This window comes from Neoroseomonas terrae (assembly GCF_018129025.1).
GTDB classification, from domain to species: domain Bacteria; phylum Pseudomonadota; class Alphaproteobacteria; order Acetobacterales; family Acetobacteraceae; genus Neoroseomonas; species Neoroseomonas terrae.
In genome coordinates this window covers 20606-45315 of the sequence record NZ_JAAEDI010000018.1, presented here as the reverse complement: position 1 = coordinate 45315, position 24710 = coordinate 20606, and the positions used below count along the sequence as shown (strand labels likewise).

Below are 24710 nucleotides of genomic sequence, written 5' to 3'. Positions count from 1 at the left end.
TGTCCACCATCCGACCGGGACCATTCCGCATGAGGTTGCCCACCGTGCGTTTCGCCGTCCTCCTCCTGTCCGCCGTCCTGGCGGCCACCTCCGTCACCCTGCCCGCCGAGGCGCAGCGCGCGCCGGAGACCTTCGCGCCGCTCGCCCGGCAGCTTCTGCCGGCGGTGGTGAACATCTCGACCACCCAGGCGGTGCAGGCGCGCCCCGGCCGTCCCGATGCCCCGGAGATGCCGCAGGCTCCGCCAGGCAGCCCGTTCGAGGAATTCTTCCGGGACTTCTTCAACCGGAACCGTCCCGGCCAGGAGGGCGCGCCGCAGCAGCCGCAGCGCCCGCAGCGCCGCGGCCAGTCGCTGGGGTCGGGCTTCATCGTGGACGCCCAGGCCGGCATCGTGGTGACGAACAACCACGTCATCGACGGCGCCGACGAGATCAACGTGATCCTGCAGGATAACACGACGATCAAGGCGGAGCTGCTGGGCACCGACCCGCGGACCGACATCGCCGTGCTGCGCATCCGCACCGAGCACCCGCTGACCGCCGTGACCTTCGGCAATTCGGACGAGGCGCAGGTCGGTGACTGGGTGCTCGCGATCGGCAACCCCTTCGGGCTCGGCGGCTCGGTGACGGCGGGCATCGTCTCGGCGCGCGGTCGCGACATCCGCCAGGGCCTGTATGACGACTTCATCCAGACCGATGCCGCCATCAACCGCGGCAATTCGGGCGGCCCGCTGTTCAACATGGCCGGCCAGGTGGTCGGCATCAACACGGCGATCTATTCGCCGTCGGGCGGGTCGATCGGCATCGGCTTCGCCATTCCGGCGAACCTCGCCCAGCGCATCGTCGCGCAGCTGCGCGACGGCGGGCGCGTCCGTCGCGGCTGGCTCGGCGTGAACATCCAGCAGGTGACGGACGAGATCGCCGAGGCGCTGCGCCTGCCCGGCGGCGCGCGCGGCGCGCTGGTCGCGCGCGCGCAGGATGGTGGGCCCGCGGCGGGTGGCGGCATCCGCTCCGGCGACGTAATCCTGCGGTTCAACAACATCGATGTGCGTGAGATGCGCACCCTGCCGCGCATCGTCGCCGACACCACGGTTGGCGAGCAGGTTCCCGTCGTGATCTGGCGCGACGGCAAGGAGGAGACGGTCACCATTACCCTTGGCGAACTGCCGGCGGACCAGGCGCAGGCTGGCGGCGGCGCCCCGCCGGCGCCGCCCCAGCCGGACCGGCCGGTGGAGCTGAGCGGCCTCGGCATGCTGGTCGCCCCGATCACCGACGAGCTGCGGCAGCGCTTCAATCTGCGGGCTGAGCAGCGTGGTGTCGTCATCGTCGAGGTGGCGCCCGGCAGCCCGGCTGCCGAGCGCGAGCTGCGCCCGGGCGACGTGATCGTCGAGGTGCAGCAGGAACGGGTAACGACGCCCGCCGAGGTGCAGGAACGCATCGGCCGCCTGCGCCAGCAGAACCGTGGCGTCGCGCTGCTTGGCGTGGAGGGTGCGGGGGGTCAGCGCTTCGTGCCGCTGCGGCTGCGTGGGGAGCGCGGCTCGCCGGGCTGAGGTGGGCGCTGGAGCCGATCACATTCCGCTCCAGCTTTCACGCTGCCAGGGTGCCCCGCGATGCGGGGCACCGATGGGCGAGTGACCTGCCAATGGTGCGGGGCAGGTCTCGCCACCGCTACCTTACAGACCTCGCCGGTATCGCGACGCGGTTTCCAAAGGCCCTTCGGCCTTTGGCGAAGTGCGGTAACCGGGCGGGACGTCCCCGCCGGTCAAACCGCCGCAGCCGCGCTATCTCCGCATCTGACGCTGCCGTTGTTTCGCCACCTGCCGCGATGATACAGGCAAGGTGATGCGTCCGACCGAACCCGATCCGACGCCCGTCGGCCTTGCCGCATGGATCGGGGGAACGGCGGCGGCCGCCCTCGGCGCGTTCGTCATCTATGTCACCTTCGGCGGCCATATCCTGCCGCCATCCGATACCGGCTGGATGCTGTCGGGTCGCATCGGCCCTGACCCCGTGCAGTATTGGCTCGGCTGGACCACCTTCGCGCGGGATGCTTGGCACTGGCCGCCAGGGAGCAATCCGGGCTGGGGAATGGAGCTCGCTTCTTCGATCTTCTATTCCGATTCGATCCCGCTGCTGGCCTTCGCCTTCAAGGCGCTGCAGCCCGTCGTCCAGGTCGATCAGTATTGGGGCCTCTGGATCTACGCCTGCGGGGCGTTGCAGGCGCTGATCGCCTGGGCGCTGATCGGGCGGGCGACGGCCGACTCGCTGGCGCGGCTGGCGGGGGCGGGTCTGTTCGTGCTTCAGCCGCTGCTGCTGGCGCGCCTGGGCGGGCATTTCGCCTTGGGTGGGCAGTTCCTGCTGCTGGCGGGACTCTGGCTTTGCGTCGTCCCTGGGGCGGGGCTGCGGCGCCTGCTAGCCTGGGCAGCGCTGATGGCCGTCTCGGCGATGATCCACGCCTACATCCTGCCGATGGTCGGCGCCTTGTGGGCGGCCGACTGGCTGGCGCGGGCGGTTGATCGTGAGCGACGCGGCTGGTCTCTCGTGGCGGAAGTGCTGCTCGCGCCCGTTGCCGGCATTGCCGGGCTGTGGGCAAGCGGCTTCTTCGCGCTCAGCGACGGCCTCGGCGGCACTTGGGGCGGCTTCGGGCAGATGCAGCTCGACCTGCTCGCGCCCTTCGATGGCGGATACTGGAGCGGCCTATGGCCCGACATCGAGACGGCGGATCATCTGGAGGCCGGGAACTCCTACCCAGGCCTCGGCGTGCTGCTGGTGCTCGCGCTGGGGCTGGTCGCTTGGGTGGCGCGGCCTTGCCTGCCGTCGCGCCGCTACTGGCCTCTCCTGGGGGTCCTGGCCGGGCTGCTGGCGATCGCCATCACGCACCGCGTCGCGATCGGCGGGCAGGTATTCGAGGTGCTGTCGCTGCCGGCGTGGGTCGTCTCCCACGCCGATGCGCTGCGCGCGTCGGAACGCTTCTTCTGGCCGGTGCTGTATGCCGCGTTGCTCGGTGCCTGCGTGGCGCTGGTGGGATGGCTGGGCGGGCGACGGGTGGGCATCGTGCTGGTCGTCGCGCTGCTGCTGCAGGCGGCGGATCTGCGACCGGGACTGGCGCGATTGAACGACTACTTCGCACCGCAGCCACCGGAGGTGCCGCTACGCCTCGCCGACCCCTTCTGGCGGGAAGCGGCCCGGCACTACACCGTCGTTCGCGTCGTGCCGACAGGCATGCAGGCGCCGAACTGGGAGGAAGTCGCTGTCTATGCCGCGACCCTCGGGCTGCAGACCGATGCCGTGTACCTCGCGCGCCTCGATCCGCGGGCGGTGGAGGCGCTGAACGCCGTGGTCGCGCAGCGACTCGACAACGGCTTTTATGAGCCCCGAACCTTCTACGTGCTGGGCGATGAGCGATCTCTCGCCCTGGCGCGCGACAGCATGGACCCCGAGCGGGACATGCTCGGGCAGTTTGACGGGCGCTGGGTGCTCGCGCCCGGCTGGCATGGTCAGACGCCGGCGAACGCCGCGCCGCGATAGCCCTGGGCGAACAGCAGCGCGCGGAGATCGGTGTGCTCCACCCGCGCCCGCGCCGCCGCGGCCACGACGGGCTTCGCATGATATGCGACGCCAAGGCCCGCCGCCTGGATCATGTCGAGGTCGTTGGCGCCGTCGCCCACGGCCAGCGTCGCGTCGAGGCCGATGCCTTCTTCAGCCGCCAATCGCTTGAGCGTCGCGAGTTTGGCATTGCGCCCGAGGATCGGCTCGGCGACATGGCCGGTGAGACGTCCGTCTTCCTCGAGGAGCGTGTTCGAGTGGTGTTCGTGGAACCCGACCAGCGCGGCGACGCGGCCGGTGAAGAAGGTGAAGCCGCCGGAGACCAGCGCGCAGCGGGCGCCGTTGGCGCGCATCGTCGCGACCAGTTCGCGCGCGCCGGGCATCAGCACGGTCTCGGCCCAGGTGCGGTCCAGGGCATCGACGCCGAGGCCCTTCAGCCTGCCGACGCGCTCGCGCAGCGCGTCCTCGAAGTTCAGCTCGCCATTCATGGCGCGCTTCGTGATGGCGGCGATCTGGTCCTTGATGCCGGCTTGGCCGGCGAGTTCGTCCAGCGTCTCGGACGTGACGATGGTGCTGTCCATGTCGGCGATCAGCAGGCGCTTGCGCCGGCCGGTCGTGGCCTGGGCGATGAGGTCGATGGGCTGGCCGTCCAGCGCGGCGCGCGCCGCGGCCTCAGCCTGGTCGGCGGCGAGGCCGGCGAAGGGCAGGTCGGCCGCTTCATCCGCGGAAAGCCAGTCGGGCGTGCCCGCCGTGGCGCCGATGGTGGCGAGCGCATCGCGCGCTGCCTGCAGCGCGGTGGTGGCAAGGCCGCCGCGCGGGGCGACCAGGGTCAGAACATGGTCCATGCGCGGCGCGGTATGCCCGTGCGATGACCGGGGATCAACCGCCCGCGCTGCTGGTGGCCGGACCGACGACGAGCGGCAAGTCGGCACTGGCGCTGGCGCTGGCCGAACGCGTCGGCGGGGTGGTGATCAACGCCGACAGCATGCAGCTCTATCGCGAGCTGCGCGTCATCACCGCCCGCCCGACACCCGAGGAGGAGGCGCGGGCGCCGCATGCGCTGTACGGCGTGCGGCCGGCGGCTGAAGCGGCCAGCGTGGCGTGGTGGCGCGGCGAGGCGCTGGCCGCCATGGCGGCGGCGCGTGCGGCGGGGCGGCTGCCGATCCTGTGCGGCGGTACGGGCATGTATTTCTCGTCCCTGACGCAGGGCCTGTCTGACATCCCGGCCATCCCGGAGGCGGCGCGGGAGGAAGCGCGACGGCTTCTGGCCGAGGGCGGGCCGGCGGTGTTGCACGCCCGGCTGCTCGCGGAGGATCCCGGGACGGCGGCGCGACTGCGGCCTTCCGACAGCCAACGCCTCGCTCGCGCCTGGGAGGTCTGGCGCGGGACGGGCAGGGGGCTGGCGTCCTGGCAGGCGGGTGGCGGCACCGGGCCGGCACCGTGGTGCTTCGCCGCCATCCTGATCGACCCGCCCCGGGAGGCGCTGCGCTCGGCGATCGCGGCGCGCTGGGCGACGATGCTGGGCGGCGGGGCGGTGGATGAGGTGCGCGCCCTGGTCGCGCAGGGCCTGAACCCCGCACTGCCGGCCATGCGCGCCCATGGCGTGCCGGAACTGGCCGCCATGCTGGCGGGGCGGATGACGGCGGCGGCGGCGTCGGAACGTGCGATCCTCAACACCGGGCAATATACCAAGCGACAGGCGACTTGGTTCCGGCATCATGCACTCGCCGATGTGTCGCGAACGCATACGATCCATGCGCGTATCGCGGGTGATACGCAATTTTCGGAAAGTTTGGCGGCCGATATTTTCGCGTTTGTTGATCGGATGCGTTGACGCGCCGCAGCGAGGGGTCTAAGAGCCCCGCCTCGCCCCCGGGATCGTCCCGCCGGGCGATGCTACGCCACGAGGAAAGATCACACCCGATGTCCGCCGCCACGAAGCCCGCCAGCACCGAAGCCGCCCTGACGATGTCAGGCGCCGAGGTCGTCCTGCGCGCGCTGAAGGACAACGGCGTCGAGGTCATCTTCGGCTATCCGGGCGGCGCGGTCCTGCCGATCTACGACGCCATCTTCAACCAGAACGCGATCCGCCACATCCTGGTGCGGCACGAGCAGGCCGCGGTGCATGCGGCCGAGGGCTATGCGCGCTCGACCGGCAAGGTGGGCTGCGTGCTGGTGACGTCCGGCCCCGGTGCCACGAACGCCGTGACGGGGCTGGTGGATGCGCTGCTGGACAGCATCCCGATCGTCTGCCTGACCGGTCAGGTGCCGACGCATCTGATCGGCAACGACGCGTTCCAGGAAGCCGACACCACCGGCATCACGCGCCCGGCGACCAAGCATAACTACCTGGTCAAGAAGTCGGCCGACCTCGCCCGCGTGGTGCATGAGGCCTTCTACGTCGCGAAGTCCGGCCGTCCCGGCCCGGTGGTGATCGACCTGCCGAAGGACATCCTGATCAACAAGGCGCCCTATACTGAGGCGCCGAAGACCGAGCACCGTTCCTACCGCCCGCAGACCGAGCCGGATGCCGAGCAGATCCGCAAGGCGATCGCGCTGCTGAAGCATGCGAAGAAGCCAATCGTCTATGCCGGCGGCGGCGTGATCAACGCCGGGCCCGAGGCATCGCGGCTGCTCGCCGATTTCGTGCACATGACGGGCTTTCCCTGCACGAACACGCTGATGGGGCTTGGCGCCTTCCCGGCCGACGACAAGCAGTTCGTTGGCATGCTGGGGATGCACGGGACCTACGAGGCGAACCTCGCCATGCATGATTGCGACGTCATGCTGAACATCGGCGCACGCTTCGATGATCGTGTGACGGGGCGGCTGAACGCCTTCTCGCCGAATTCGAAGAAGATCCACGCGGATATCGACCCGTCCTCGATCAACAAGAACGTGCCGGTCGAGGTGCCGATCGTGGGCGATGCCGGCCGCGTGTTGGCTGCGCTGATCGCGGCGTGGAAGGAAGACGGCGCGGCGCAGGACAAGGCGGCGCTGACCACCTGGTGGCGCCGGATCGACGAATGGCGCGGCATCGACTGCCTGCGCTATCGCCAGGAAGGCAAGATCATCAAGCCGCAGCACGCGGTGAAGCGGCTGTACGAGATTACCCGCGAGCTTGGCCGCGAGACCTTCATCAGCACCGAGGTCGGCCAGCACCAGATGTGGGCCGCGCAGTATTTCGGCTTCCAGAAGCCGAACCGCTGGATGACGTCGGGCGGCCTCGGCACGATGGGCTACGGCCTGCCGGCAGCGATGGGCGTGCAGATCGCGCATCCCGATGCGCTCTGCATCGACATCGCTGGCGAGGCCTCGATCCTGATGAACATCCAGGAGATGGGCACGCTGGCGCAGTATCGCCTGCCGGTGAAGGTGTTCATCCTGAACAACGAATACATGGGCATGGTGCGCCAGTGGCAGGAATTGCTGCATGGCGGGCGGTATTCCGAGAGCTACTCCGCCGCGCTGCCCGACTTCGTGAAGCTCGCGGAGAGCTTCCATGCAAAAGGCATCCGCGTGACCGACCCGGCCGACCTCGATGCCGGCATCCGCGAGATGATCGCCCACCCCGGACCCGTCATCGCGGATATCGCGGTGGCCAAGGATGAGAACTGCTTTCCGATGATCCCCTCCGGCGCCGCCCATAACGAGATGATCCTGGGTCCGGATCAGGAGGGCGGCGTTGCCGGCGTCACGGACGAAGGCAAGGTCCTGGTCTGAGGGGCGCGTATCATGTCTGAATTCGATAGCGCGCCGCGCGCGGCGACGATCGCCGTGCTGGTGGAGAATGAGCCGGGCATCCTGGCCCGCGTGGTGGGGCTGTTCAGCGGCCGCGGCTACAACATCGACAGCCTGACCGTGGCGCCGGTGGACGAAACCGGGCGCATCAGCCGCATCACGATCGTGACCTCTGGCACCGAGATGGTGATCGAGCAGATCAAGGCCCAGCTCGACCGGCTGGTGCCGGTGCACAAGGTGTCCGACCTGACGCTGGAAGGACCGCACCTGACGCGCGAGCTGGCGCTGATCAAGGTGGTGGGCACCGGCGATGATCGCGTCGAGGCGCTGCGCCTCGCCGATGCCTTCCGTGCCCGCGTGGTGGATGCGACGACGACGAGCTTCGTCTTCGAGATGACGGGCGCGGGCGACAAGATCGACGCCTTTTGCGCGCTGATGCGGCCGATCGGGCTGGCGGAAGTCTCGCGCACCGGCGCCGTGGCGATCGCGCGTGGCCCGCGCGGACTGATCTGATTTCCTGAAGAGAGGGGAGTGCGCAATCATGCGCGTGTACTACGACCGCGATGCGGATGTGAACCTGATCAAGGCCAAGAAGGTCGCGGTCATCGGCTTCGGTTCCCAGGGCCACGCCCATGCGATGAACATGCGCGATTCCGGCGTGAAGGACGTCGTGATCGGCCTTCGCCCCGGCGGATCCTGGAAGAAGGCCGAGGCCGCCGGCTTCAAGGTGATGACCCCGGCCGAGGCCGCCAAGTGGGCCGATGTCGTCATGGTGCTGACGCCTGACGAACTGCAGGGCGATCTGTATCGCGACCACCTGAACGACAACCTGAAGCCGGGTGCGGCCATCGCCTTCGCGCATGGCCTGAACGTGCACTTCAACCTGCTCGATCCGCGCGACGACATCGACGTGTTCATGATCGCGCCGAAGGGCCCCGGCCATACGGTGCGCGGCGAATACCAGAAGGGCGGTGGCGTGCCGTGCCTCGTTGCCGTTCATCAGAACCCGTCGGGCAATGCGCTGGAGATCGCGCTGTCCTATGCGTCGGCCATCGGTGGCGGCCGCTCGGGCGTGATCGAGACGACCTTCAAGGAAGAGTGCGAGACCGACCTGTTCGGCGAGCAGGCCGTGCTCTGCGGCGGCCTCGTCGAGCTGATCAAGGCTGGCTACGAGACGCTGGTCGAGGCCGGCTACGCCCCCGAGATGGCGTATTTCGAGTGCCTGCACGAAGTGAAGCTGATCGTCGACCTGATCTATGAGGGCGGCATCGCCAACATGAACTACTCGGTGTCCAACACCGCCGAGTATGGCGAATACGTCACCGGCCCGCGCATCATCACGTCCGAGACCAAGGCCGAGATGAAGCGCGTTCTGGAGGACATCCAGTCGGGCAAGTTCGCCCGCGACTGGATGCTCGAGAACAAGGTGAACCAGGCGTCCTTCAAGGCGACCCGTCGCCGCAACGCCGAGCACCCGATCGAGGAGATCGGCGCGAAGCTGCGTGGCATGATGCCGTGGATCAGCAAGAACGCGCTGGTCGACAAGGCCAAGAACTGAGCCGCGCCGCAGCGCGGATGCATTAGGGGCGCCGGGGGGAAACCCTCGGCGCCCTTCGCTTATGTGCCGAGGAAGATCGCGCGGATGAAGGCGCGATACAGCGCCACCTGCTGCGCCAGGATTGAGGCGTCCCGCGTCACCTTGGACATGGTGATCCCGCCATCGATAACGACCGAGAGCATGTCCGCCAGGCCGTCGAGGTCTGCGGCAATCCGCGGCGGGTAGCGCGCCGCGATGACATCCAGCCGCGCCCGGAAATACTGGCGCCACTCCAGGACCGACGCGCGGTTCATGGCGACGATCTCGCGGTCGAACAACTGTTCCTGGTAGCAGATCGAGGCGACCATGCAGCCGGGATGGACCTCGGCCATTTCGGCCATCTGCTCGGCCAGCATCTTGAGCCCGACCAGGAAGCCATGCAGCGGATCGTCGGCGAGGTCGTCAGCGCGCGCGAAGACATCGCCGAGAAGCTCGCGGTCGCGCTCCATCGAGCGTTCCAGCAACGCCTTGGCCAGCGCGTTCTTGTCGGAGAAATGATAGAAGAAACCGCTCTTGGAGATGCCGGCGCCGGCGATCAGTTCCTCGATCGATGTCGCGCCAAATCCCTTCTGCAGGACCGCCGCAGCCGCCAGGTCGAGGATGCGTTCGCGGGCGCTCTCCCGCTTGAGGGTGGTCGCGCTCATGAAATGACTATACCGCAAGTGCAGTCTGCTTGTGCGTTGAATCGCCGGTGCCGGCTTCGGTCTCAGCCAAAGACTTCGCAAGCCGTTGAAATCGCGGATTTCGCAAAACCCGCGCCCGCTGCACCATGGGACGGGTAGAGAACCTGCCCCTTTCGGCGCGACATCCTCCCGTCACGCTGAACGGAAAGGACCCGCCATGACCACCGACATCCGGGGCAATGCCCTCTCATGCAGCGACGATGCGGCCCGCCGCCTCGATGCCGCGATGGCCAAGTTCCATATCTACCAGGCCGATCCGGTCGCCGAGATCGACGCCCTGCTGGCCGAGCAGCCTGACTGCGTGATGGCGCATGCGTTCCGCGCGGGCATCTTCGCCACCACCACGGACAAGACCTTCGATGCAGAGTTGCAATCGAGCCTCGCGGCGGCGGAGGCGTTGGCACCGCGCGCCAACGCACGGGAAGGCGCCTACATCGCCGCGGCGCGGCGCTGGGCGGATGGGGATCTGCAGGCGGCGACCGAGACCTGGGCCGGCATCGCCATCGCGCATCCCACCGACCTGCTGGCCGTGCAGTTCGCGCAACTCGGCGATTTCTTCCTCGGCCAGTCGCAGATGCTGCGCGACCGCGTCGCGCGCGTGATGCCGCACTGGCAGCGCGGCATGCCGGGGCATGGCTACCTGCTCGGCATGCACGCCTTCGGGCTGGAGGAGTGTGCCGATTTTGCAGGGGCGGAGGCCGCAGGGCGCGAGGCGGTGGCGATCGACCCGCGCGACGGCTGGGCCGCGCATGCCGTGGCGCATGTGATGGAGATGCAGGGACGTGCGGCGGAAGGCGCGGCCTTCATGCAGGCGACGGCACCCGGTTGGTCGCCGGACAGCCTGTTCGCTTTCCACAACTGGTGGCACGTCGCGCTGTTCTGCATCGACCAGGGCGACATTGCCGGTGCGTTGCGGCTGTTTGACGAGCGCGTCTCCGCCGGCGGCTTCGGCCAGGCGCTGGAGGCCATCGACGGCTCGGCGCTGCTCTGGAGGCTGTGGGTACTGGGGCACGACGTGGGCGAGCGTTGGTCGCAGGTGTCGCCTCGCTGGACCGACCGGATCGGCCACGGCGTCTACGCCTTCAACGACGTGCACGCGATGATGGCCTTCGTCGGAACCGGCGATCGCACGGCGCAGCTGGCGGTCGTCGAGACGCTGGAACGCGCCGCCGTCGGCACCGGCACCAATGCGATGATGTCGCGTGATGTCGGGCTGCCGCTGGCGCGCGGCCTGATGGCGTTCGGCCAGGGCGACTACGCCGGGGCGGTGCGCCACATCCTGCCGGCGCGCGGCATCGCCAACCGCTTTGGCGGCAGCCATGCCCAGCGCGACGTCCTCTCCTGGACGCTGTGCGAGGCGGCGATCCGCGCGGGCGACGCCCGCATGGCCGATGCGATGGTCGCCGAGCGTCTGGCGGCGAAGGAGGGCAGCCCCGTGGCGCAGGGCTGGGCGGTGCGGGCGCGGTCGCTCCGGCGGCCCCTGGCGGCCTGAGCCCACGCCGGGCGGCGCGAGACTTCGCACCGCCCGGCCACCCTGGCATCCTGGCCCGACCCAGACGCGAAGGCCGAGCATGCCGGACCATCCCCACCTCCTCGCCGCCGAAACCGACTATCCGCGCGACTTTTTGGGATACGGCCCGACGCCGCCCGACCCGAAGTGGCCGAACGGCGCGAAGCTCGCCCTATCCTTCGTGCTGAACTACGAGGAAGGCGGAGAGAACACGGTTCTCAACGACGATCCCGGCAGCGAGCTGTACCTGCATGAGGTGCCGGGTGGCTCGCCCATCCTCGGCGAGCGCAACCGGACCGTGGAATCCCAGTTCGACTACGGCGCGCGAGCCGGCGTGTGGCGCGTACTGCGCGCGTTCGCCGCGCATAGCTTCCCGCTGACCGTCTATGGCGTCGGCCGGGCGCTGGAACTGAACCCAGATGCCGCGCGCGCCTTTGCCGCGGCGGGTCATGAGGTCGCTTCCCACGCTTGGCGGTGGATCGACTACCACACGATGGACGAGGCGACGGAGCGCGCCGAGATCGCCCGCTGCGTCGAGACGATCGAGCGTCTGACCGGCACGCGCCCCGTCGGCTGGTACACCGGCCGCATCAGCCCCAACACGCGGCGGCTGGTCGCCGAGCATGGCGGCTTCCTCTACGATTCCGATGCCTATGATGACGATCTGCCGCATTACGTGACGGCGGCTGGCAAGCCGCATCTCGTCATTCCCTACACGCTTGACAACAACGACATGAAGTATGCGGTGCCGCCCGGCTTCGGCGAGCCGGCCGGCTGGGAACGCCATCTGACGGATGCCTTCGAGGTGCTGCTGGCCGAAGGCCGCGCCGGCCAGCCGAAGATGATGTCGGTCGGGCTGCATTGCCGCCTCGTCGGCCGCCCGGGCCGTGCGGCGGCGCTGCAACGCTTCCTGGCGCGGGTGGCGCGCGAGAAGGATGTCTGGATTTGTCGCCGCGCCGACATCGCGCGGCATTGGTGGTCGACGCATCCGCCGCTAGCATAACCACGGCGCCGCCCGGCAGAAGGCGGCGGCAGCGCCGGGCATGGCCATTCGCCAGACTGCGAAAGGGCCGGAATGATGGGTTCGAAGGTGAGCGCCCTGCGGCGCCGGACGGTGTTGGCCCTCGCGGCGGCTGCGGCAGTCGTGACGCGGCCTGCCTTGGCGCAGGGCCGGACGCTTGAATTGATCGTCCCGTACCCGCCGGGCGGCGGGAACGACATCGGCGCGCGCGCCCTGGCGCCGCTGCTGGAACGCGAACTCGGCACCCCCGTGGTCGTGCAGAACCGGCCCGGCGCTGGCAGCCAGATCGGCATGGGGCAGGCCGCCCGCGCGCGGCCGGATGGGCTGACCATCGCCTACGGCCTCTGGCCGCAGACGACGACGCTCTACCTCGACCCGTCCCGCCAGCCCGGTTTTACGCGGGAGAGCTTCACCTCGCTCGCGCTGCATGCGACCGACCCGGGTGCGATCGTGGTGCGCACGGACAGCCCGCTGCGCAGCCTGCCGGACATGATCGCCGCGGCGAAGGCGCGGCCCGATGATTTCCGCATGTCCGACAACGGCATATTGGGGCATGAGCATCTCGCCTCGATCCAATTGCAGCGCCTGGCGGGCGTCGGCTTCAACCAGGTGCATTTCAACGGCGCCGGGCCTGCGCTGACGGCGCTTCTGGGCGGGCAGACGGAGGCCGCGATCTTCGCCGTTGGCACCAGCGCGGCGCAGCTTCGCCAGGGTGCCATGCGACCGCTCGCGGTGCTGGCGCCCGAACCGAGCGCCTTCCTGCCCGGCGTGCCGACCGCGCGATCGCAGGGCTATGATGTCGTGGCAGGCTCCACCCGCGCCTTCGTCGGCCCGGCGGGGCTGCCGCCCGAAGTGCTCGACCGGCTCGCCGGCGCCCTGGAACGGGCCATCAAGTCGCCTGAGCACGTCGAACGAATGAGCCAGCTCAACATCCCAATCACCTTCCAGGGCCCCGCCGGCTTCGCCGCCTATTGGGAGGAGGAGGAACGCACGCTGCGCCCCCTGATCGCCGAACTCACCCGCGACGGACGGACGCAATGACGCGCGGCGCACTCATGGCCGCCCTGCTGGTCGGCGCCGTCGCGGCCTGCGCGCAACCGGCAGCGGCCGCCGGCTGCGCGGCGCATGAAGCGTCATTCCCTGCGCTGATCGGGCGCAGCGAGGCCGATGTGCGCACCGCACTGGCCGCGATGCCCGGCATCCGCGCGGTGCGGGTCGGCGGTCCGGACACGATGATGACGCAGGATTTCCGCGAGGATCGCGCGACCGTGCTGGTCGTGGACGGCGCGGTGCGGCGCATCACCTGCGGCTGAACTGAACCCGCGCTGCACCACGCGAACCGGTCCCTCGGTTGACCACTGTCCCGCCGAGGGTCCGAATGACTTGTCTCACCATGTCGAGGGATCTTCCATGACCGAGCTGACGGCGCTGAGCGCCACCGAACTGCGGCGCCGCCTGGGGCGCGGCGACGTCTCCGCCGCCGAGGTGCTGCGCGCCTACCGCCGGCGGATTGAGCGGCTGAACCCGGATCTCAACGCCTTCGTCGAGATGTGCTGGGACCGTGCGGAGGCCGAGGCAGCCAGCGCCGATGCCGGCGTCGGCGACCTGCCGCCGCTCTTCGGGCTTCCGGTTGCCGTCAAGGAATCGACCGATGTGGAAGGACTGCACACCACGCTCGGCAGCCTGCTCTACAAGGACCGCGTCGCCGCGGCCGATGCCCCCACCGTCGCCGCGATCCGGCGTGCCGGCGGCATCATCATCGGCAAGACCAACGTGCCGGAGCTGCTGCAGGGCGGCACCTCGCAGAACAGCATCTACGGGCTGACGCGCAATGCCCATGACGGCCGGTATTCCAGCTCCGGCTCCTCGGGCGGCACAGGCACCGCGCTGGCGAGCGACATGGTGCCCCTCGCCACCGGATCGGACATGGGCGGCAGCATCCGCGGCCCGTCGGCGGCGCATGGCATCGCGGGGCTGCGGCCCAGCCCTGGCCTGATCTCCTATCCGAGCATCCCGCTCGCCTTCGACGTCTCCTCGGTGGTCGGGCCGATGGCGCGCAGCGCGGAGGATGTGATGCTGCTGCTCGCGGGCATGATCTGCTCCAGCCATCTCGATCCTTTCGACTGGAACCCCGACCCTTCGCCGCTGCTGTCCCCGCAGATGGTGGATCCGAAGACGCTGCGCGTGGCGGTGTCGCCCGATCTCGGCTGCATCGAGGTGACCCCGGCGATCCGCGCGCGGTTCGAGGAAGCGATCGGCGCCATCGCGCCGCATGTCGGGCGGGTGGAATGGGCGACGCCCGATCTCGGCGACATGACCCGCGCCTTCTACATGCTGCGCACCCTGGCCTATCTCGTCTCCTACGGCGCGGTGCATGAGAGCGAGGCGGGCAAGCTCACCCCGCAGAAGAATGTCGACCTGCGGCGCGGCTTCGCGGCCTCCGCGCGCATGATCGCCGACGCGCAGCGCACGCAGTCGCTCGCTTTCCGTTCGCTCGCCACCTTCCTGCTCGGCTACGACGTGCTGATCACGCCAGGCGCCTCGGAACCGCTCTCGACGGTCGAGGACATCAACCGGCGCGAAGCCGCGCTCGCCGCCGACAATGCCCGTTTCGCGCTGGACGAGTACGATTTCGACCGCATGCCCAAGGCGAACATCAACACGCCGATCACCTGGACGGCGCATCCCGTGGCGACCATCCCCGCAGGACGCGGGCCGGACGGGCTGCCCTTCGGCCTTCAACTGATCGGCCGGTATCGCGACGACATCCGCCTGCTGCGCATCGCCATGACGCTGGAGGCGGTCCTCGGCGGGCAGCCCGGCTTCGGCCGCGTGCTGCCGGCGCTGGAGGTGGCGGCATGATCGGGCGTCGGACCCTCCTCGCCGCGGGTGCCGCACTCTCGGCCTCCCAGGTACGGGCGCAGCAGGCCAAGGTGCTGCGCTTCGTGCCGCGCAACGACCTCGACATCACGGACCCTGTCTGGACCTCCACCTACGTCACGCGGAACCACGGCTACCTTGTCTATGACACGCTGTACGGCCTCGACGAGAACTACCGCCCGCATCCGCAGATGGTGGCCGGTCATGTCGTGGAGGATGACGGCCGCCGCTGGACGCTGACCCTGCGCGAGGGCCTGCGATTCCACGATGGCGAGCCCGTGCGGGGGCGCGACTGCGTCGCCTCCATCCGCCGCTGGGGCGCGCGCGACCCGCTCGGCCAGACGCTGCTGGCGATCACCGATGAGATCAGCGCGCCGACGGACAACACCATCGTCTTCCGCCTGAAGCGGCCCTTCCCGATGCTGCCGGAAGCGCTGGGCAAGGCGGCATCGAACATGCCCTGCATCATGCCGGAGCGGCACGCGATGACCTCGCCGCTCCAGCCGGTGCGGGAGGTGATCGGCAGCGGTCCCTTCGTCTTCGACACCGCCGAGCGGGTGCCCGGCGCGCGCAACATCTACCGCAAGTTTGCCGGCTACGTGCCGCGCGCCGACGGCCCGGTCAGCTTCACCGCCGGCCCGAAGGTCGTGAAGCTGGACCGCGTGGAATGGGTCACCATGCCGGATCCCGGCACGGCGGCCAGCGCGATCGTCGCCGGTGAGGTCGACTGGTTCGAGCGGCCGCCGGGCGACCTGCTGCCGCTGATGCGGCGCAGCCGCGACGTGCGCATCGAGATCACCGATCCGGGCGGCCAGATCGCCATCATGCGGCTCAACCATCTGCATCCACCCTTCGATCGGCCGGAGATCCGTCGCATCGTGCTGCGCTCCGTGGTGCAGTCCGACTTCATGCAGACGATGATGGGGGAGGAGCGCGACCTCTGGCGCGACCGCATCGGCTTTTTCGCGCCCGGGCCGATGGCGACCGAGGTCGGCATCGAGCCGCCGATGAGCATCGAGGAGGCGCGCCGAGCCCTGGCGGCGGCCAATTACGGCGGCGAGACGGTGGTGATGCTGCAAAGCTCCGCCTCGGCGATCGGCGGCGTGGCGGAGGTCGGCGTCGACCTGATGAAGCGCATCGGCTTCCGCGTGGAGCCGATGCCGATGGACAATGCCGCGATGAACCAGCGGCGGGTGAAGCGGGAGCCACCGACGCAGGGCGGCTGGAGCGCCTTCTTCACCACCTTCGCCGGGCTCGACCAACTGACGCCGGCGGCGCATCTGACGCTTCGCGGCAATGGCGCGCAGGCCTTCGCCGGCTGGCCCGACAGCCCGCGCATCGAGGCCCTGCGCGATCAGTGGTTCGATGCGCCGAACGAGGCGGCGCAGAAGGCGCTGTGCGAGCAGATCCAGCGCCAGGCGATGCTGGACGTGCCCTATGTCCCGCTCGGGCAGTCGCTGGACCCGACGGCCTACCGCCGGAACATCACGGGGATCCCCCGCGGCTTCTGCCTGTTCTGGCAGGTCGACAAGGCCTGACGGTCGCGGGAGTGGGCGGTGGCCTGCTCCCGCGACCCTTGCGGCGGGTCCCCGGCCGTGGCTATTGTCCGCCCGCGATGATCCTGCGCGCCATCCCGGCCGGCCTGACCCTGGGGCTTCCCGCCCCGGCCGTGCTGCGCGCGCCTCTTGGGCTCCTTCTCCTTCGACTTACCCGCCCCTGGGCGTGACGCCCGGCTGAACTCGGCCGGACATCGCTCAGGGGAAGCTGAGCCCAACCGCGCGCATCACCCTCATCGCCAAACAGGAAACGCCTGACATGGCCATCAACCATCCTTCGTTCGGCACCCTGGCCGACGGCCGCATCATCATCTTCGACACCACCCTGCGGGACGGCGAGCAATCGCCCGGCTTCTCGATGAACCTCGAGGAGAAGCTGCGCATGGCGGAGGCGCTGCACGAGCTCGGCGCCGACGTGCTCGAAGCCGGCTTCGCCATCGCCAGCCCCGGCGACTTCGATTCCGTGCAGTCGATTGCGAAGCGCTTCGCGAAGGACGGGCCGGTGGTCGCCAGCCTGTCGCGTGCCAACACCGCCGACATCATGGCGTCCGCCGAGGCCACCAAGCTCGCCGCGCGGCCGCGCATCCACATCGTGCTCGCGACCTCCGACCTGCACATGCGCGTGAAGCTGCGCATGACGCGGGAGGAAGTGCTGGAGCGCATCACCCAGTCCGTGACGCTCGCCCGCAACCACGCGGCCGACGTCGAGTGGTCGGCCGAGGACGGATCGCGCTCCGACCTCGAATTCCTCTGCCGCTGCGTCGAGACTGCGATCAAGGCGGGTGCGACGACCATCAACATCCCCGACACGGTCGGCTACTCGCTGCCGGCGGATATGGGGCTGATCTTCTCGACGCTGATGAACAAGGTGCCGGGCGCGGAGAAGGTCATCTTCTCCACGCACAACCACAATGATCTTGGCCTTGCCGTGGCCAACACGCTGGCCGCGATCCAGGCGGGCGCGCGACAAGTTGAATGCACGATCAACGGCATCGGCGAGCGCGCGGGCAATGCGAGCCTCGAGGAAGTCGCGATGGCGCTGCGCACGCGCCAGGACGCGCTGGGCGTCGCGACGGGCGTCACGTCCCAGCGCATCCTGAAGACGTCGAAGCTGCTGGCGACCATCACCGGCTTCGACGTGCAGCCCAACAAGGCGATCGTCGGCCGCAACGCCTTCGCGCATGAATCGGGCATCCACCAGGATGGCGTGCTGAAGGACGCCTCCACCTACGAGATCATGACGCCGGAGAGCGTGGGCTGGACGACGAACAGCATCATCCTCGGCAAGCATTCGGGCCGTGCCGCCTTCCGCGACCGGCTCAAGACGCTCGGCTACGAGGTCGGCGACAACCAGCTCAACGACGCCTTCCGCCGGTTCAAGGAAGTCGCGGACCGCAAGAAGGTGGTCTATGACGAGGACATCGCCGCGCTGGTGGATGACGAGGTCGGCCGTGCGAATGAGCGCATTCGCCTGACCGGTCTGAACGTCTCGACCGGCATGGGCACGAAGCCGATGGCGACCGTGGCGCTTGAGATCGACGGCGACCGGGCCGACGGCATGGCGACCGGCGATGGTGGCGTGGACGCCACCTTCGCAGCGATCCGCCAGGCGTTCCCGCATGAGGTGACGCTGAAGCTCTATGCCGTGCAGGCGGTCACGAGCGGCACGGATGCGCAGGCCCGCGTCACCGTTCGGCTCGAGGAAGACGGTAAGCTGGTGGACGGGCAGGGGGCGGATACCGACACCATCGTGGCGTCGGCCCGCGCCTATGTTCACGCGCTCAACAAGTTGCTGGTGAAGCGCCAGCGCACCGAGCCGCCGGTCGTGCTGCGCGCATGAACCGGCGGTCGCTGTTTGGTGCGCCTCTCGCGCTGGTTTCCGCTGGAGCGGTGGCGCAGCAGACGGCCATGTGGACCATTGGCATCGCGCGGATGGAGGCCGATGGCACGCTCATCCTCGACCTCAACCCGCGGCCGGACTCATCCTCCGGCCAGACCCGCTTCGTCTATCCGCCGGATCACCGCGACTATGCGATGATCCTGCGGCATCTGGGTGGAATGCGGCCCGGCGAAACGAAGGCCGTGCCGCCTTTCTGACCCGCTGCAATCAGCGGTAGTAGTAATCCCGCTGCGGCGGAGCGGTGACCGCGCCACCGATGGCGCCCGCCGCGCCGCCGATCAGCGCACCGGCCCCCGCATTGCCCGACAGGGACCCGATCGCGGCACCACCACCCGCGCCCAGCAGGCCGCCGGTGACCGCGCGCTCGCCGGGCGTCTGCCCGCAGGCGCCGAGGGTGAGTCCGGCAACGGCGAGGATAGCGAAAGCGGTGGTTCTCATTGTCTCCGTCTCCTGGTGAGTGCTGGGCGGAAAACGCCCTTCGGCCGGGACGGTTGCGCGCCCGTCGTGGATGGGCTGGGAATCCGGCTTGAGAGTCCGCGCCGGCGGGGGTAAAGGCCCCCGTCCTCTTCAAGCCCCATTAGACGCGGCGGGCGACTGCCCCGCGGCGCGGCTGTGCGGCTCCCTCGGAAGGTCGTTACGCATGTTCTCTCGCCTGTTCGGCTTCCTGTCCGCCGACATGGCCATCGATCTCGGCACGGCCAACACGCTCGTCTACGTGAAGGGCCGCGGGATCGTGCTGAATGAGCCGAGCGTGGTCGCGATCTCCGACCTGCGCGGCCGCAAGCAGGTGCTTGCCGTCGGTGAGGAAGCCAAGCTCATGCTCGGCCGCACTCCGGGCAACATCGCCGCCATCCGGCCACTCCGCGACGGCGTGATCGCCGATTTCGAGGTGGCGGAGGAGATGATCAAGCACTTCATTCGCAAGGTGCACAATCGACGGTCCTTCGCCTCACCGATGATCATCGTCTGCGTGCCGTCGGGCTCCACCGCCGTCGAGCGCCGCGCGATCCAGGAGAGCGCGGAATCGGCCGGCGCGCGGAAGGTGCTGCTGATCGAGGAGCCGATGGCCGCCGCGATCGGCGCCGGCCTGCCGGTGACGGAACCCTCGGGTTCGATGATCGTCGATATCGGGGGCGGCACCACCGAGGTCGCGGTCATTTCGCTCGGCGGCATCGTCTATGCGCGGTCGGTGCGCGTCGGCGGCGACAAGCTCGACGAAGCGATCATCTCCTACATTCGCCGCCAGTTTAACCTGCTGATCGGTGAATCGACGGCCGAGCGCATCAAGCTCGAGATCGGCGCCGCGGCCCCGCCCGAGGAGGGCGACGACGGGCCGCTCGCGGAAGTGAAGGGCCGCGACCTGATGAACGGCGTGCCGCGGGAGGTCGTTGTGGGCCAGCGCCAGGTCGCCGAATCCCTCTACGAACCCGTCGCACAGATTGTCGAGGCGGTGAAGGTCGCGCTGGAGAACACCCCGCCGGAACTGGCCGCGGACATCGTGGACAAGGGCATCGTGCTGACCGGCGGGGGCGCGCTGCTCAACCGGCTGGACCAGGTGCTGCGAGACGCGACGGGGCTGCCTGTCGTGGTGGCGGAGGAGGCCCTTTCCTGCGTCGCGCTCGGCACCGGTCGGGCGCTCGAGGACATGAAGCGGCTTCGCCACGTCCTGAGTTCGATGTATTGATATGGACGTCGGCCCCGCCGTCCTGGCGGGGTCGGGGGCTTTCGCAATCCTGAACGGGGAATTGGCGGCGCGTGATCCGGCTGAGCATTCCGCTCCGTCAGGCCCTGGCGCGGCTGTCGCTGCCGCTGATGATTGCGGCTGCCTTCGGGGTCATGTTGCTTGGGAAGGCCGATACGCTGCTTGCCGAACGGCTGCGCACGCATCTCTCCGACGCCCTCTCCCCGATCTACGCCGCGCTCGCCGAGCCCATGGCAGCGGTGCGTTCCGCGGTGGAGGAGGTCCAGGAGCTCGGGCGCCTGCGCGCGGACAACGCCCAGCTTCGCGAGGACAATGAGCGCCTGCGCCGCTGGCATGCGTCCGCCCTCGCTCTCGAGACCGAGAACGACATGCTGCGGCGGCAGCTCAATTTTCTCCCCGAGGCCGCGCCGGCCTTCGTCACGGCGCGGGTCGTCGCGGATGGTGGCGGCACCTATGCGCGTGCTGTACTTCTGGCGACCGGGCCACAGCATTCGATCCGCAAGGGCCAGGTGGCGCTCGACGAGCGCGGCTTCGTCGGCCGGGTGACCGAGGTCGGAACGCGGTCGGCCCGCGTCCTGCTCGCCACCGACATGAACAGCCGCGTGCCCGTGACCCTCGAAGCGAGCCGTGCGCGAGCCATCATGGCCGGCAACAACGGCGCGCGGCCGCGCCTCGCCCACTGGCCGGAAGGCGTGATCCCGGTGGATGGCGAGCGGATCGTCACCAGTGCCGAGGCGGGCGCTTTCCCCGCCGGACTCCCGGTCGGCATCGTGCGGATGTCACCCCAGGGATCACCGGAGGTCGAACTTTTCGCTCGCCTTGACCGGCTGGATTCGGTGCGGCTGTTCGACTACGGCCTGCGCGGCATCATCCCGCCGGAAGCGGTCGCGCGACCGGAGCCGCGGCAGAGCCGCCGCTGAGGGGATCGCCATGGCCATGCCCCCCGCCCGCCGGCCACATGGACGCCCAGCCCCCGCCCCGGGACTGCTCCGGCGCATCGACGATGCGGCGCGCACGGCGTTTCCGGGCTTTTCCACAGCGTTCCTGATGGTGCTGGCGGCTGCGCCCATCAACCTGCCATCCCCGGTCTTTGCCGTGACGTTGCCCTGCGTCGCCTTCTGGTCGGTTTTCCGGCCTGCGGCGATGATGCCGCCGGTCGTCTTCCTACTCGGCCTTCTGCTGGACCTGCTGACCTATGCGCCCCTGGGCGCCGGGGTATTGGTCCTGCTGGCGCTGCACGCAGTGGCCGTGCGCCTGCGCTTCGCCCTGGTGCGGCAATCCTTCCTGGCGGTCTGGCTGGGCTTCTGCGTCGCGGCACTGGTCAGCGTGGTCTTCTACTGGGGGTTGCAGTCGCTGCTGGCGCTGCGGCTGTCGCCGATCGCGCCGGCGCTTTATGCGGCGCTCCTGGCCTGCGGGCTTTATCCCATCCTCGCTTACCTCCTGACCCGGGTGCATGAGGCGATGCGGCACGCGGAGTCCGAACCATGAAGTGGCGGCCCTGGGGCGGCGGCGGGATGCTCGGTCGTGAGCGGACGGTGCGTAAGGAGGAGGAACGCCGGCGCGGCATCTTCACCCGCCGCGCGGCGGTGCTGGGCGCCATTCAGCTCGGCGCCTTCGGCTTCCTGGGCTCGCGGCTCTATCGCCTGCAGGTGGAGGAGGGCGCGCGCTATGCGACGCTCGCCGAGGAGAACCGCGTCAGCGCCCGTCTTTTTGCCCCGCCGCGCGGCCGCATCCTGGACCGCAACGGCAAGGTGGTGGCGGGCAACCGGCTGAACTGGCGTGCCCTGCTGGTGGCCGAGCAGACCGTCGATGTCGGCGCCACGCTCGAGACCTTCTCGAAGATCGTGCCGCTCGCCGATCATGAGAAGGCGCGCATCGAGCGCGAGATACGCCGCAACCGCCGCTTCGTCCCGGTCGTCCTGCGCGAGTTCCTGGCCTGGGACGAGATGGCACGGATCGAGGTGAACGCGCCCGACCTGCCGGGCATCTCGGTCGATATGGGTACCACCCGCATGTACCCGGAGACCGAGCACCTGGCCCATGTCGTCGGCTATGTTGCAGCGCCGGCGGAAAGCGATGTCGGCGACGACCCGCTGATGCAGCTGCCCGGCATCCGCGTCGGCCGCGCGGGGGTGGAGCGACACCACGACCGCATCCTGCGCGGCCGCGCCGGCGCCGTGGAGGTGGAGGTCAACGCCGTCGGCCGCGTCATTCGCGAACTCGACCGCCGCGAGGGCATTCCCGGCCAGGACGTGCAGCTCAGCGTCGATGCGGAGCTTCAGAAGGCGATCCGCGGCCGGATCGAGGAAGGCACCACGGCCGTCCTGCTGGATGCGAGGAACGGCGAGGTCCTGGCGATGGCCACCAAGCCGTCCTTCGACCCGAACATCTTCAATTCCGGCGTCTCCGCCGCCCAGTGGCGGCAATGGACCGCGGCGCGCACCACGCCGCTGATCAACAAGGCGACCAACGGGCTCTACGCGCCAGGATCGACCTTCAAGATGATCGTGGCGCTGGCGGCGCTGGAGGCACGGGTGTGCCGGCCAGGCGATATCGTAAGCTGCCCCGGCCACCTCGATTTCGGCGATACGCGCTTCCACTGCCACAACCGCAACGGCCATGGCGGGATGAACATGCGCACCGCCATCATGGCGTCCTGCGACGTGTACTTCTACGAGATGGCGCGGCGCGTCGGCATGGACCGCATCGCCGCGATGGGGAATAGGTTCGGCCTCGGCGTGGATCTCGATATCGAGCTGCCGGGCACGCGGCGCGGCCTGATGCCGACGCGGGGCTGGCGCCTCGCCCAGGGGAAATCCTGGTCCATCGGCGACACCATCGTGCATGGGATCGGGCAGGGGTTCTACCAGCTGACGCCGCTGTCGCTCGCGGTGATGACGGCGCGGCTCGCGTCCGGTCGCGCCGTGCAGCCGCATCTGACGCGCAGCATCGGCGGCAGGCCGGTACGCGGCAGCAGGGCAGAGGACTGGCCTAGCCTCGGCGTGTCCGACAACGACCTCCGGCTGATCCGTGAGGCGATGTGGGCCGTGGTCAACGGTGGCGGTACGGCGGGGATCGCGCGCCTGCCGGGGCAGTACGGCCAGATGGCCGGCAAGACCGGTACCACCCAGGTTCGCCGCGTGACGCGCGAACAGCGCGAGCGTGGCTTCAATGTGAATGCGGTGCCGCGCGAATGGCGGCCCCATGCGCTGTTCGTCTGCTACGCGCCGCACGACAATCCGCTTTATGCGCTGTCGGTCATCGTCGAGCACGGCACCAGCGGATCGGGTGCCGCCGCGCCGATCGCGCGGGACATCATGATCGAGGCATTCCAGCGGCTCGGCCCTCAGCGGCCTGGCCAGCGCGTGGCGGAGGGGCCGCGATGATCTTCGAGCGCCGGCTACTGACCCGCGACCGCGGTGCGGGGATCCTCGAGAAGTTCTGGCAGGTGCCCTGGTCCTTCGTGCTGCTGCTCTGCGGCGTGGCGGCGGTGGGCTATGTGGCGCTGCTGTCGGCTGGCAGCGGCAATCCCGACACCTACGCGCAGAAGCACGCGCTGCGCTTCGGCTTCGGCGTTGTGCTGATGCTCGGCATTGCGATGGTGGATATCCGGGTGATCGCCCGCTTCGCCTGGGTCGGATATCTCGGCGGTATCGCGCTGCTCGTTCTGGTGCTGCTGCACGGCAACATCGGCAAGGGGGCGCAGCGCTGGATCGACATCGGCCCGATCCAGCTCCAGCCGTCCGAGTTGATGAAGATCATGCTCGTCCTCGCCCTCGCATCCTGGTTCCATCGGGCGTCGTGGGAGAAGGTGGGCAATCCGCTGTTCCTCATCCCGCCGGCGATCGCGGTGCTGGTGCCGGTCGGGCTGATCCTCAAGCAGCCGAACCTTGGCACGGCGCTGATCACCTGCATGGTGGGCGCGGCAGTGTTCTGGGCCGCGGGCATGCGGTGGTGGAAGTTCGCGATCGGCTTCGGGGCTGCGGCGATCGCCGCGCCCATCGCCTACGAGCGACTGCACGACTACCAGCGGGCGCGCATCACGACCTTCCTGGACCCGGAAAGCGATCCGCTCGGCGCGGGCTACAACATCATCCAATCGAAGATCGCGCTCGGGTCCGGCGGGCTTTGGGGGAAGGGGTTCCTGCAGGGTACGCAAGGCCACCTGAACTTCCTGCCTGAAAAGCAGACCGACTTCATTTTCACCATGATCGCCGAGGAGTTCGGCCTGGTCGGGGCCCTGACGACCCTGACCATGCTCCTGCTGGTCGTGGTTTTCTGCTATCTGGTGGCCTTCCGCTGTCGGCATCAGTTCGGGCGCCTGCTGGCGATCGGGCTTGGCACCAACTTCTTTCTCTACGTCTTCGTAAACGTGGCGATGGTGACGGGGTCGATCCCCGTGGGCGGTGTGCCGTTGCCGCTGATCAGCCATGGCGGGTCGGCGATGCTGACGGTGATGGTCGGCTTTGGTCTGCTGCTGTCGGCCTATGTGCATCGGGACGCCGAGATGGGACCCATGCGCGAATAGCGCCTGCCGTCGCGCAAAGGGGCTGGACAAAGTCGCCGTGCAGGGTATG

The 24710-nt window shown here is 69.2% G+C and carries 22 protein-coding genes; 19 read left to right on the top strand and 3 right to left on the bottom strand.

Annotated elements, in window-relative coordinates; translation table 11 throughout:
• Nucleotides 1-29 precede the first annotated feature (29 nt).
• Nucleotides 30-1547: a DegQ family serine endoprotease gene (locus tag GXW78_RS17165; RefSeq protein WP_211870068.1), complete on the top strand. Its 1518-nt coding sequence runs from the start codon at nt 30-32 to the stop codon at nt 1545-1547.
• Between the two features lie 292 nt (nt 1548-1839).
• The gene (locus GXW78_RS17160; protein ID WP_246522335.1) at nt 1840-3525 is read left to right on the top strand and encodes a DUF6311 domain-containing protein; all 1686 of its coding nucleotides are present in this window, start codon (nt 1840-1842) and stop codon (nt 3523-3525) included.
• Here GXW78_RS17160 and serB read toward each other — a convergent pair.
• Nucleotides 3495-4388 (bottom strand): phosphoserine phosphatase SerB, encoded by an 894-nt coding sequence (gene serB / locus GXW78_RS17155; RefSeq protein WP_211870066.1) that lies wholly within the window; start codon nt 4386-4388, stop codon nt 3495-3497. The two genes, GXW78_RS17160 and serB, sit on opposite strands and share 31 nt — an antisense overlap.
• Nucleotides 4389-4411: 23 nt before the next feature.
• Here serB and miaA point away from each other — a divergent pair, with 23 nt between their 5' ends.
• The 4 genes from miaA (at nt 4412) to ilvC (ending at nt 8842) form a co-directional block, all read left to right on the top strand.
• Nucleotides 4412-5377 carry a tRNA (adenosine(37)-N6)-dimethylallyltransferase MiaA gene (miaA, locus tag GXW78_RS17150; RefSeq protein WP_211870065.1) on the top strand — a complete coding sequence of 322 codons (966 nt, stop codon included), beginning with the start codon at nt 4412-4414 and terminating at the stop codon, nt 5375-5377.
• A gap of 89 nt (nt 5378-5466) precedes the next feature.
• Entirely contained in the window at nt 5467-7266 is a 1800-nt protein-coding gene (locus GXW78_RS17145; protein WP_211870064.1) for an acetolactate synthase 3 large subunit, read from the top strand.
• A 12-nt stretch (nt 7267-7278) separates the two neighbouring features.
• Nucleotides 7279-7797: an acetolactate synthase small subunit gene (gene ilvN, locus GXW78_RS17140; RefSeq protein ID WP_211870063.1), complete on the top strand. Its 519-nt coding sequence runs from the start codon at nt 7279-7281 to the stop codon at nt 7795-7797.
• Nucleotides 7798-7825: 28 nt separating this feature from the next.
• Entirely contained in the window at nt 7826-8842 is a 1017-nt protein-coding gene (ilvC, locus tag GXW78_RS17135; RefSeq protein ID WP_211870062.1) for a ketol-acid reductoisomerase, read from the top strand.
• Nucleotides 8843-8901: 59 nt separating this feature from the next.
• Here the strand turns inward: ilvC and GXW78_RS17130 are convergent, their stop codons facing one another.
• Nucleotides 8902-9525: a TetR/AcrR family transcriptional regulator gene (locus GXW78_RS17130; protein ID WP_211870061.1), complete on the bottom strand. Its 624-nt coding sequence runs from the start codon at nt 9523-9525 to the stop codon at nt 8902-8904.
• A gap of 196 nt (nt 9526-9721) precedes the next feature.
• On the opposite strand from GXW78_RS17130, the gene GXW78_RS17125 reads away from it, so the two are divergent.
• The 8 genes from GXW78_RS17125 (at nt 9722) to GXW78_RS17090 (ending at nt 18628) form a co-directional block, all read left to right on the top strand.
• On the top strand, nt 9722-11056 hold the full coding sequence (locus tag GXW78_RS17125) for a tetratricopeptide repeat protein (RefSeq protein WP_211870060.1): 1335 nt from the start codon (nt 9722-9724) through the stop codon (nt 11054-11056).
• 79 nt (nt 11057-11135) lie between these two features.
• Nucleotides 11136-12077: an allantoinase PuuE gene (puuE, locus tag GXW78_RS17120; RefSeq protein ID WP_211870059.1), complete on the top strand. Its 942-nt coding sequence runs from the start codon at nt 11136-11138 to the stop codon at nt 12075-12077.
• Between the two features lie 87 nt (nt 12078-12164).
• Nucleotides 12165-13136, top strand: a complete 972-nt coding sequence (locus tag GXW78_RS17115; protein ID WP_211870058.1) for a tripartite tricarboxylate transporter substrate binding protein — start codon at nt 12165-12167, stop codon at nt 13134-13136.
• Nucleotides 13133-13408, top strand: a complete 276-nt coding sequence (locus GXW78_RS17110) for a hypothetical protein (RefSeq protein ID WP_211870057.1) — start codon at nt 13133-13135, stop codon at nt 13406-13408. The genes GXW78_RS17115 and GXW78_RS17110 overlap by 4 nt, the downstream gene beginning before the upstream one ends.
• A 97-nt stretch (nt 13409-13505) precedes the next feature.
• Nucleotides 13506-14957 (top strand): amidase, encoded by a 1452-nt coding sequence (locus GXW78_RS17105; RefSeq protein ID WP_211870056.1) that lies wholly within the window; start codon nt 13506-13508, stop codon nt 14955-14957.
• Nucleotides 14954-16513 carry an ABC transporter substrate-binding protein gene (locus GXW78_RS17100; RefSeq protein WP_211870055.1) on the top strand — a complete coding sequence of 520 codons (1560 nt, stop codon included), beginning with the start codon at nt 14954-14956 and terminating at the stop codon, nt 16511-16513. Before GXW78_RS17105 ends, GXW78_RS17100 begins: the two co-directional genes overlap by 4 nt.
• A 277-nt stretch (nt 16514-16790) precedes the next feature.
• Entirely contained in the window at nt 16791-18371 is a 1581-nt protein-coding gene (locus GXW78_RS17095) for a 2-isopropylmalate synthase (RefSeq protein ID WP_211870054.1), read from the top strand.
• Nucleotides 18372-18439: 68 nt separating this feature from the next.
• Nucleotides 18440-18628 (top strand): hypothetical protein, encoded by a 189-nt coding sequence (locus GXW78_RS17090; RefSeq protein WP_211870053.1) that lies wholly within the window; start codon nt 18440-18442, stop codon nt 18626-18628.
• Between the two features lie 10 nt (nt 18629-18638).
• On the opposite strand, the gene GXW78_RS17085 is transcribed toward GXW78_RS17090, so the two are convergent.
• A complete protein-coding gene (locus GXW78_RS17085) occupies nt 18639-18869 on the bottom strand; it encodes a hypothetical protein (RefSeq protein ID WP_211870052.1) in 231 nt (76 codons plus the stop codon).
• 202 nt (nt 18870-19071) lie between these two features.
• Between GXW78_RS17085 and GXW78_RS17080 the strand changes: the two genes are divergently transcribed.
• The 5 genes from GXW78_RS17080 to rodA all read left to right on the top strand — a co-directional run bounded on the left by GXW78_RS17080 (nt 19072) and on the right by rodA (nt 24661).
• Nucleotides 19072-20115 (top strand): rod shape-determining protein, encoded by a 1044-nt coding sequence (locus GXW78_RS17080; RefSeq protein WP_211870051.1) that lies wholly within the window; start codon nt 19072-19074, stop codon nt 20113-20115.
• Nucleotides 20116-20186: 71 nt separating this feature from the next.
• Complete coding sequence (mreC, locus tag GXW78_RS17075) at nt 20187-21053, top strand: rod shape-determining protein MreC (protein ID WP_211870050.1); 867 nt, start codon at nt 20187-20189, stop codon at nt 21051-21053.
• A gap of 10 nt (nt 21054-21063) precedes the next feature.
• The gene (locus GXW78_RS17070) at nt 21064-21621 is read left to right on the top strand and encodes a rod shape-determining protein MreD (protein ID WP_246522324.1); all 558 of its coding nucleotides are present in this window, start codon (nt 21064-21066) and stop codon (nt 21619-21621) included.
• On the top strand, nt 21618-23519 hold the full coding sequence (gene mrdA / locus GXW78_RS17065; protein WP_246522322.1) for a penicillin-binding protein 2: 1902 nt from the start codon (nt 21618-21620) through the stop codon (nt 23517-23519). The genes GXW78_RS17070 and mrdA overlap by 4 nt, the downstream gene beginning before the upstream one ends.
• A complete protein-coding gene (rodA, locus tag GXW78_RS17060; RefSeq protein ID WP_211870049.1) occupies nt 23516-24661 on the top strand; it encodes a rod shape-determining protein RodA in 1146 nt (381 codons plus the stop codon). Before mrdA ends, rodA begins: the two co-directional genes overlap by 4 nt.
• Nucleotides 24662-24710 lie beyond the last annotated feature (49 nt).

Excerpts from the sequence above, each read along its gene's own strand:
- GXW78_RS17110 (WP_211870057.1), top strand. The coding sequence starts at position 13,133 with ATGACGCGCGGCGCACTCATGGCCGCCCTGCTGGTCGGCGCCGTCGCG.
- GXW78_RS17070 (WP_246522324.1), top strand. The coding sequence starts at position 21,064 with ATGGCCATGCCCCCCGCCCGCCGGCCACATGGACGCCCAGCCCCCGCC.
- miaA (WP_211870065.1), top strand. The coding sequence starts at position 4,412 with ATGACCGGGGATCAACCGCCCGCGCTGCTGGTGGCCGGACCGACGACG.
- GXW78_RS17100 (WP_211870055.1), top strand. The coding sequence starts at position 14,954 with ATGATCGGGCGTCGGACCCTCCTCGCCGCGGGTGCCGCACTCTCGGCC.
- GXW78_RS17160 (WP_246522335.1), top strand. The coding sequence starts at position 1,840 with ATGCGTCCGACCGAACCCGATCCGACGCCCGTCGGCCTTGCCGCATGG.
- puuE (WP_211870059.1), top strand. The coding sequence starts at position 11,136 with ATGCCGGACCATCCCCACCTCCTCGCCGCCGAAACCGACTATCCGCGC.
- ilvN (WP_211870063.1), top strand. The coding sequence starts at position 7,279 with ATGTCTGAATTCGATAGCGCGCCGCGCGCGGCGACGATCGCCGTGCTG.
- GXW78_RS17090 (WP_211870053.1), top strand. The coding sequence starts at position 18,440 with ATGTGGACCATTGGCATCGCGCGGATGGAGGCCGATGGCACGCTCATC.
- GXW78_RS17085 (WP_211870052.1), bottom strand. The coding sequence starts at position 18,869 with ATGAGAACCACCGCTTTCGCTATCCTCGCCGTTGCCGGACTCACCCTC.
- rodA (WP_211870049.1), top strand. The coding sequence starts at position 23,516 with ATGATCTTCGAGCGCCGGCTACTGACCCGCGACCGCGGTGCGGGGATC.
- GXW78_RS17080 (WP_211870051.1), top strand. The coding sequence starts at position 19,072 with ATGTTCTCTCGCCTGTTCGGCTTCCTGTCCGCCGACATGGCCATCGAT.
- GXW78_RS17095 (WP_211870054.1), top strand. The coding sequence starts at position 16,791 with ATGGCCATCAACCATCCTTCGTTCGGCACCCTGGCCGACGGCCGCATC.
- ilvC (WP_211870062.1), top strand. The coding sequence starts at position 7,826 with ATGCGCGTGTACTACGACCGCGATGCGGATGTGAACCTGATCAAGGCC.
- GXW78_RS17145 (WP_211870064.1), top strand. The coding sequence starts at position 5,467 with ATGTCCGCCGCCACGAAGCCCGCCAGCACCGAAGCCGCCCTGACGATG.
- GXW78_RS17125 (WP_211870060.1), top strand. The coding sequence starts at position 9,722 with ATGACCACCGACATCCGGGGCAATGCCCTCTCATGCAGCGACGATGCG.
- serB (WP_211870066.1), bottom strand. The coding sequence starts at position 4,388 with ATGGACCATGTTCTGACCCTGGTCGCCCCGCGCGGCGGCCTTGCCACC.
- GXW78_RS17165 (WP_211870068.1), top strand. The coding sequence starts at position 30 with ATGAGGTTGCCCACCGTGCGTTTCGCCGTCCTCCTCCTGTCCGCCGTC.
- GXW78_RS17105 (WP_211870056.1), top strand. The coding sequence starts at position 13,506 with ATGACCGAGCTGACGGCGCTGAGCGCCACCGAACTGCGGCGCCGCCTG.
- mrdA (WP_246522322.1), top strand. The coding sequence starts at position 21,618 with ATGAAGTGGCGGCCCTGGGGCGGCGGCGGGATGCTCGGTCGTGAGCGG.
- GXW78_RS17130 (WP_211870061.1), bottom strand. The coding sequence starts at position 9,525 with ATGAGCGCGACCACCCTCAAGCGGGAGAGCGCCCGCGAACGCATCCTC.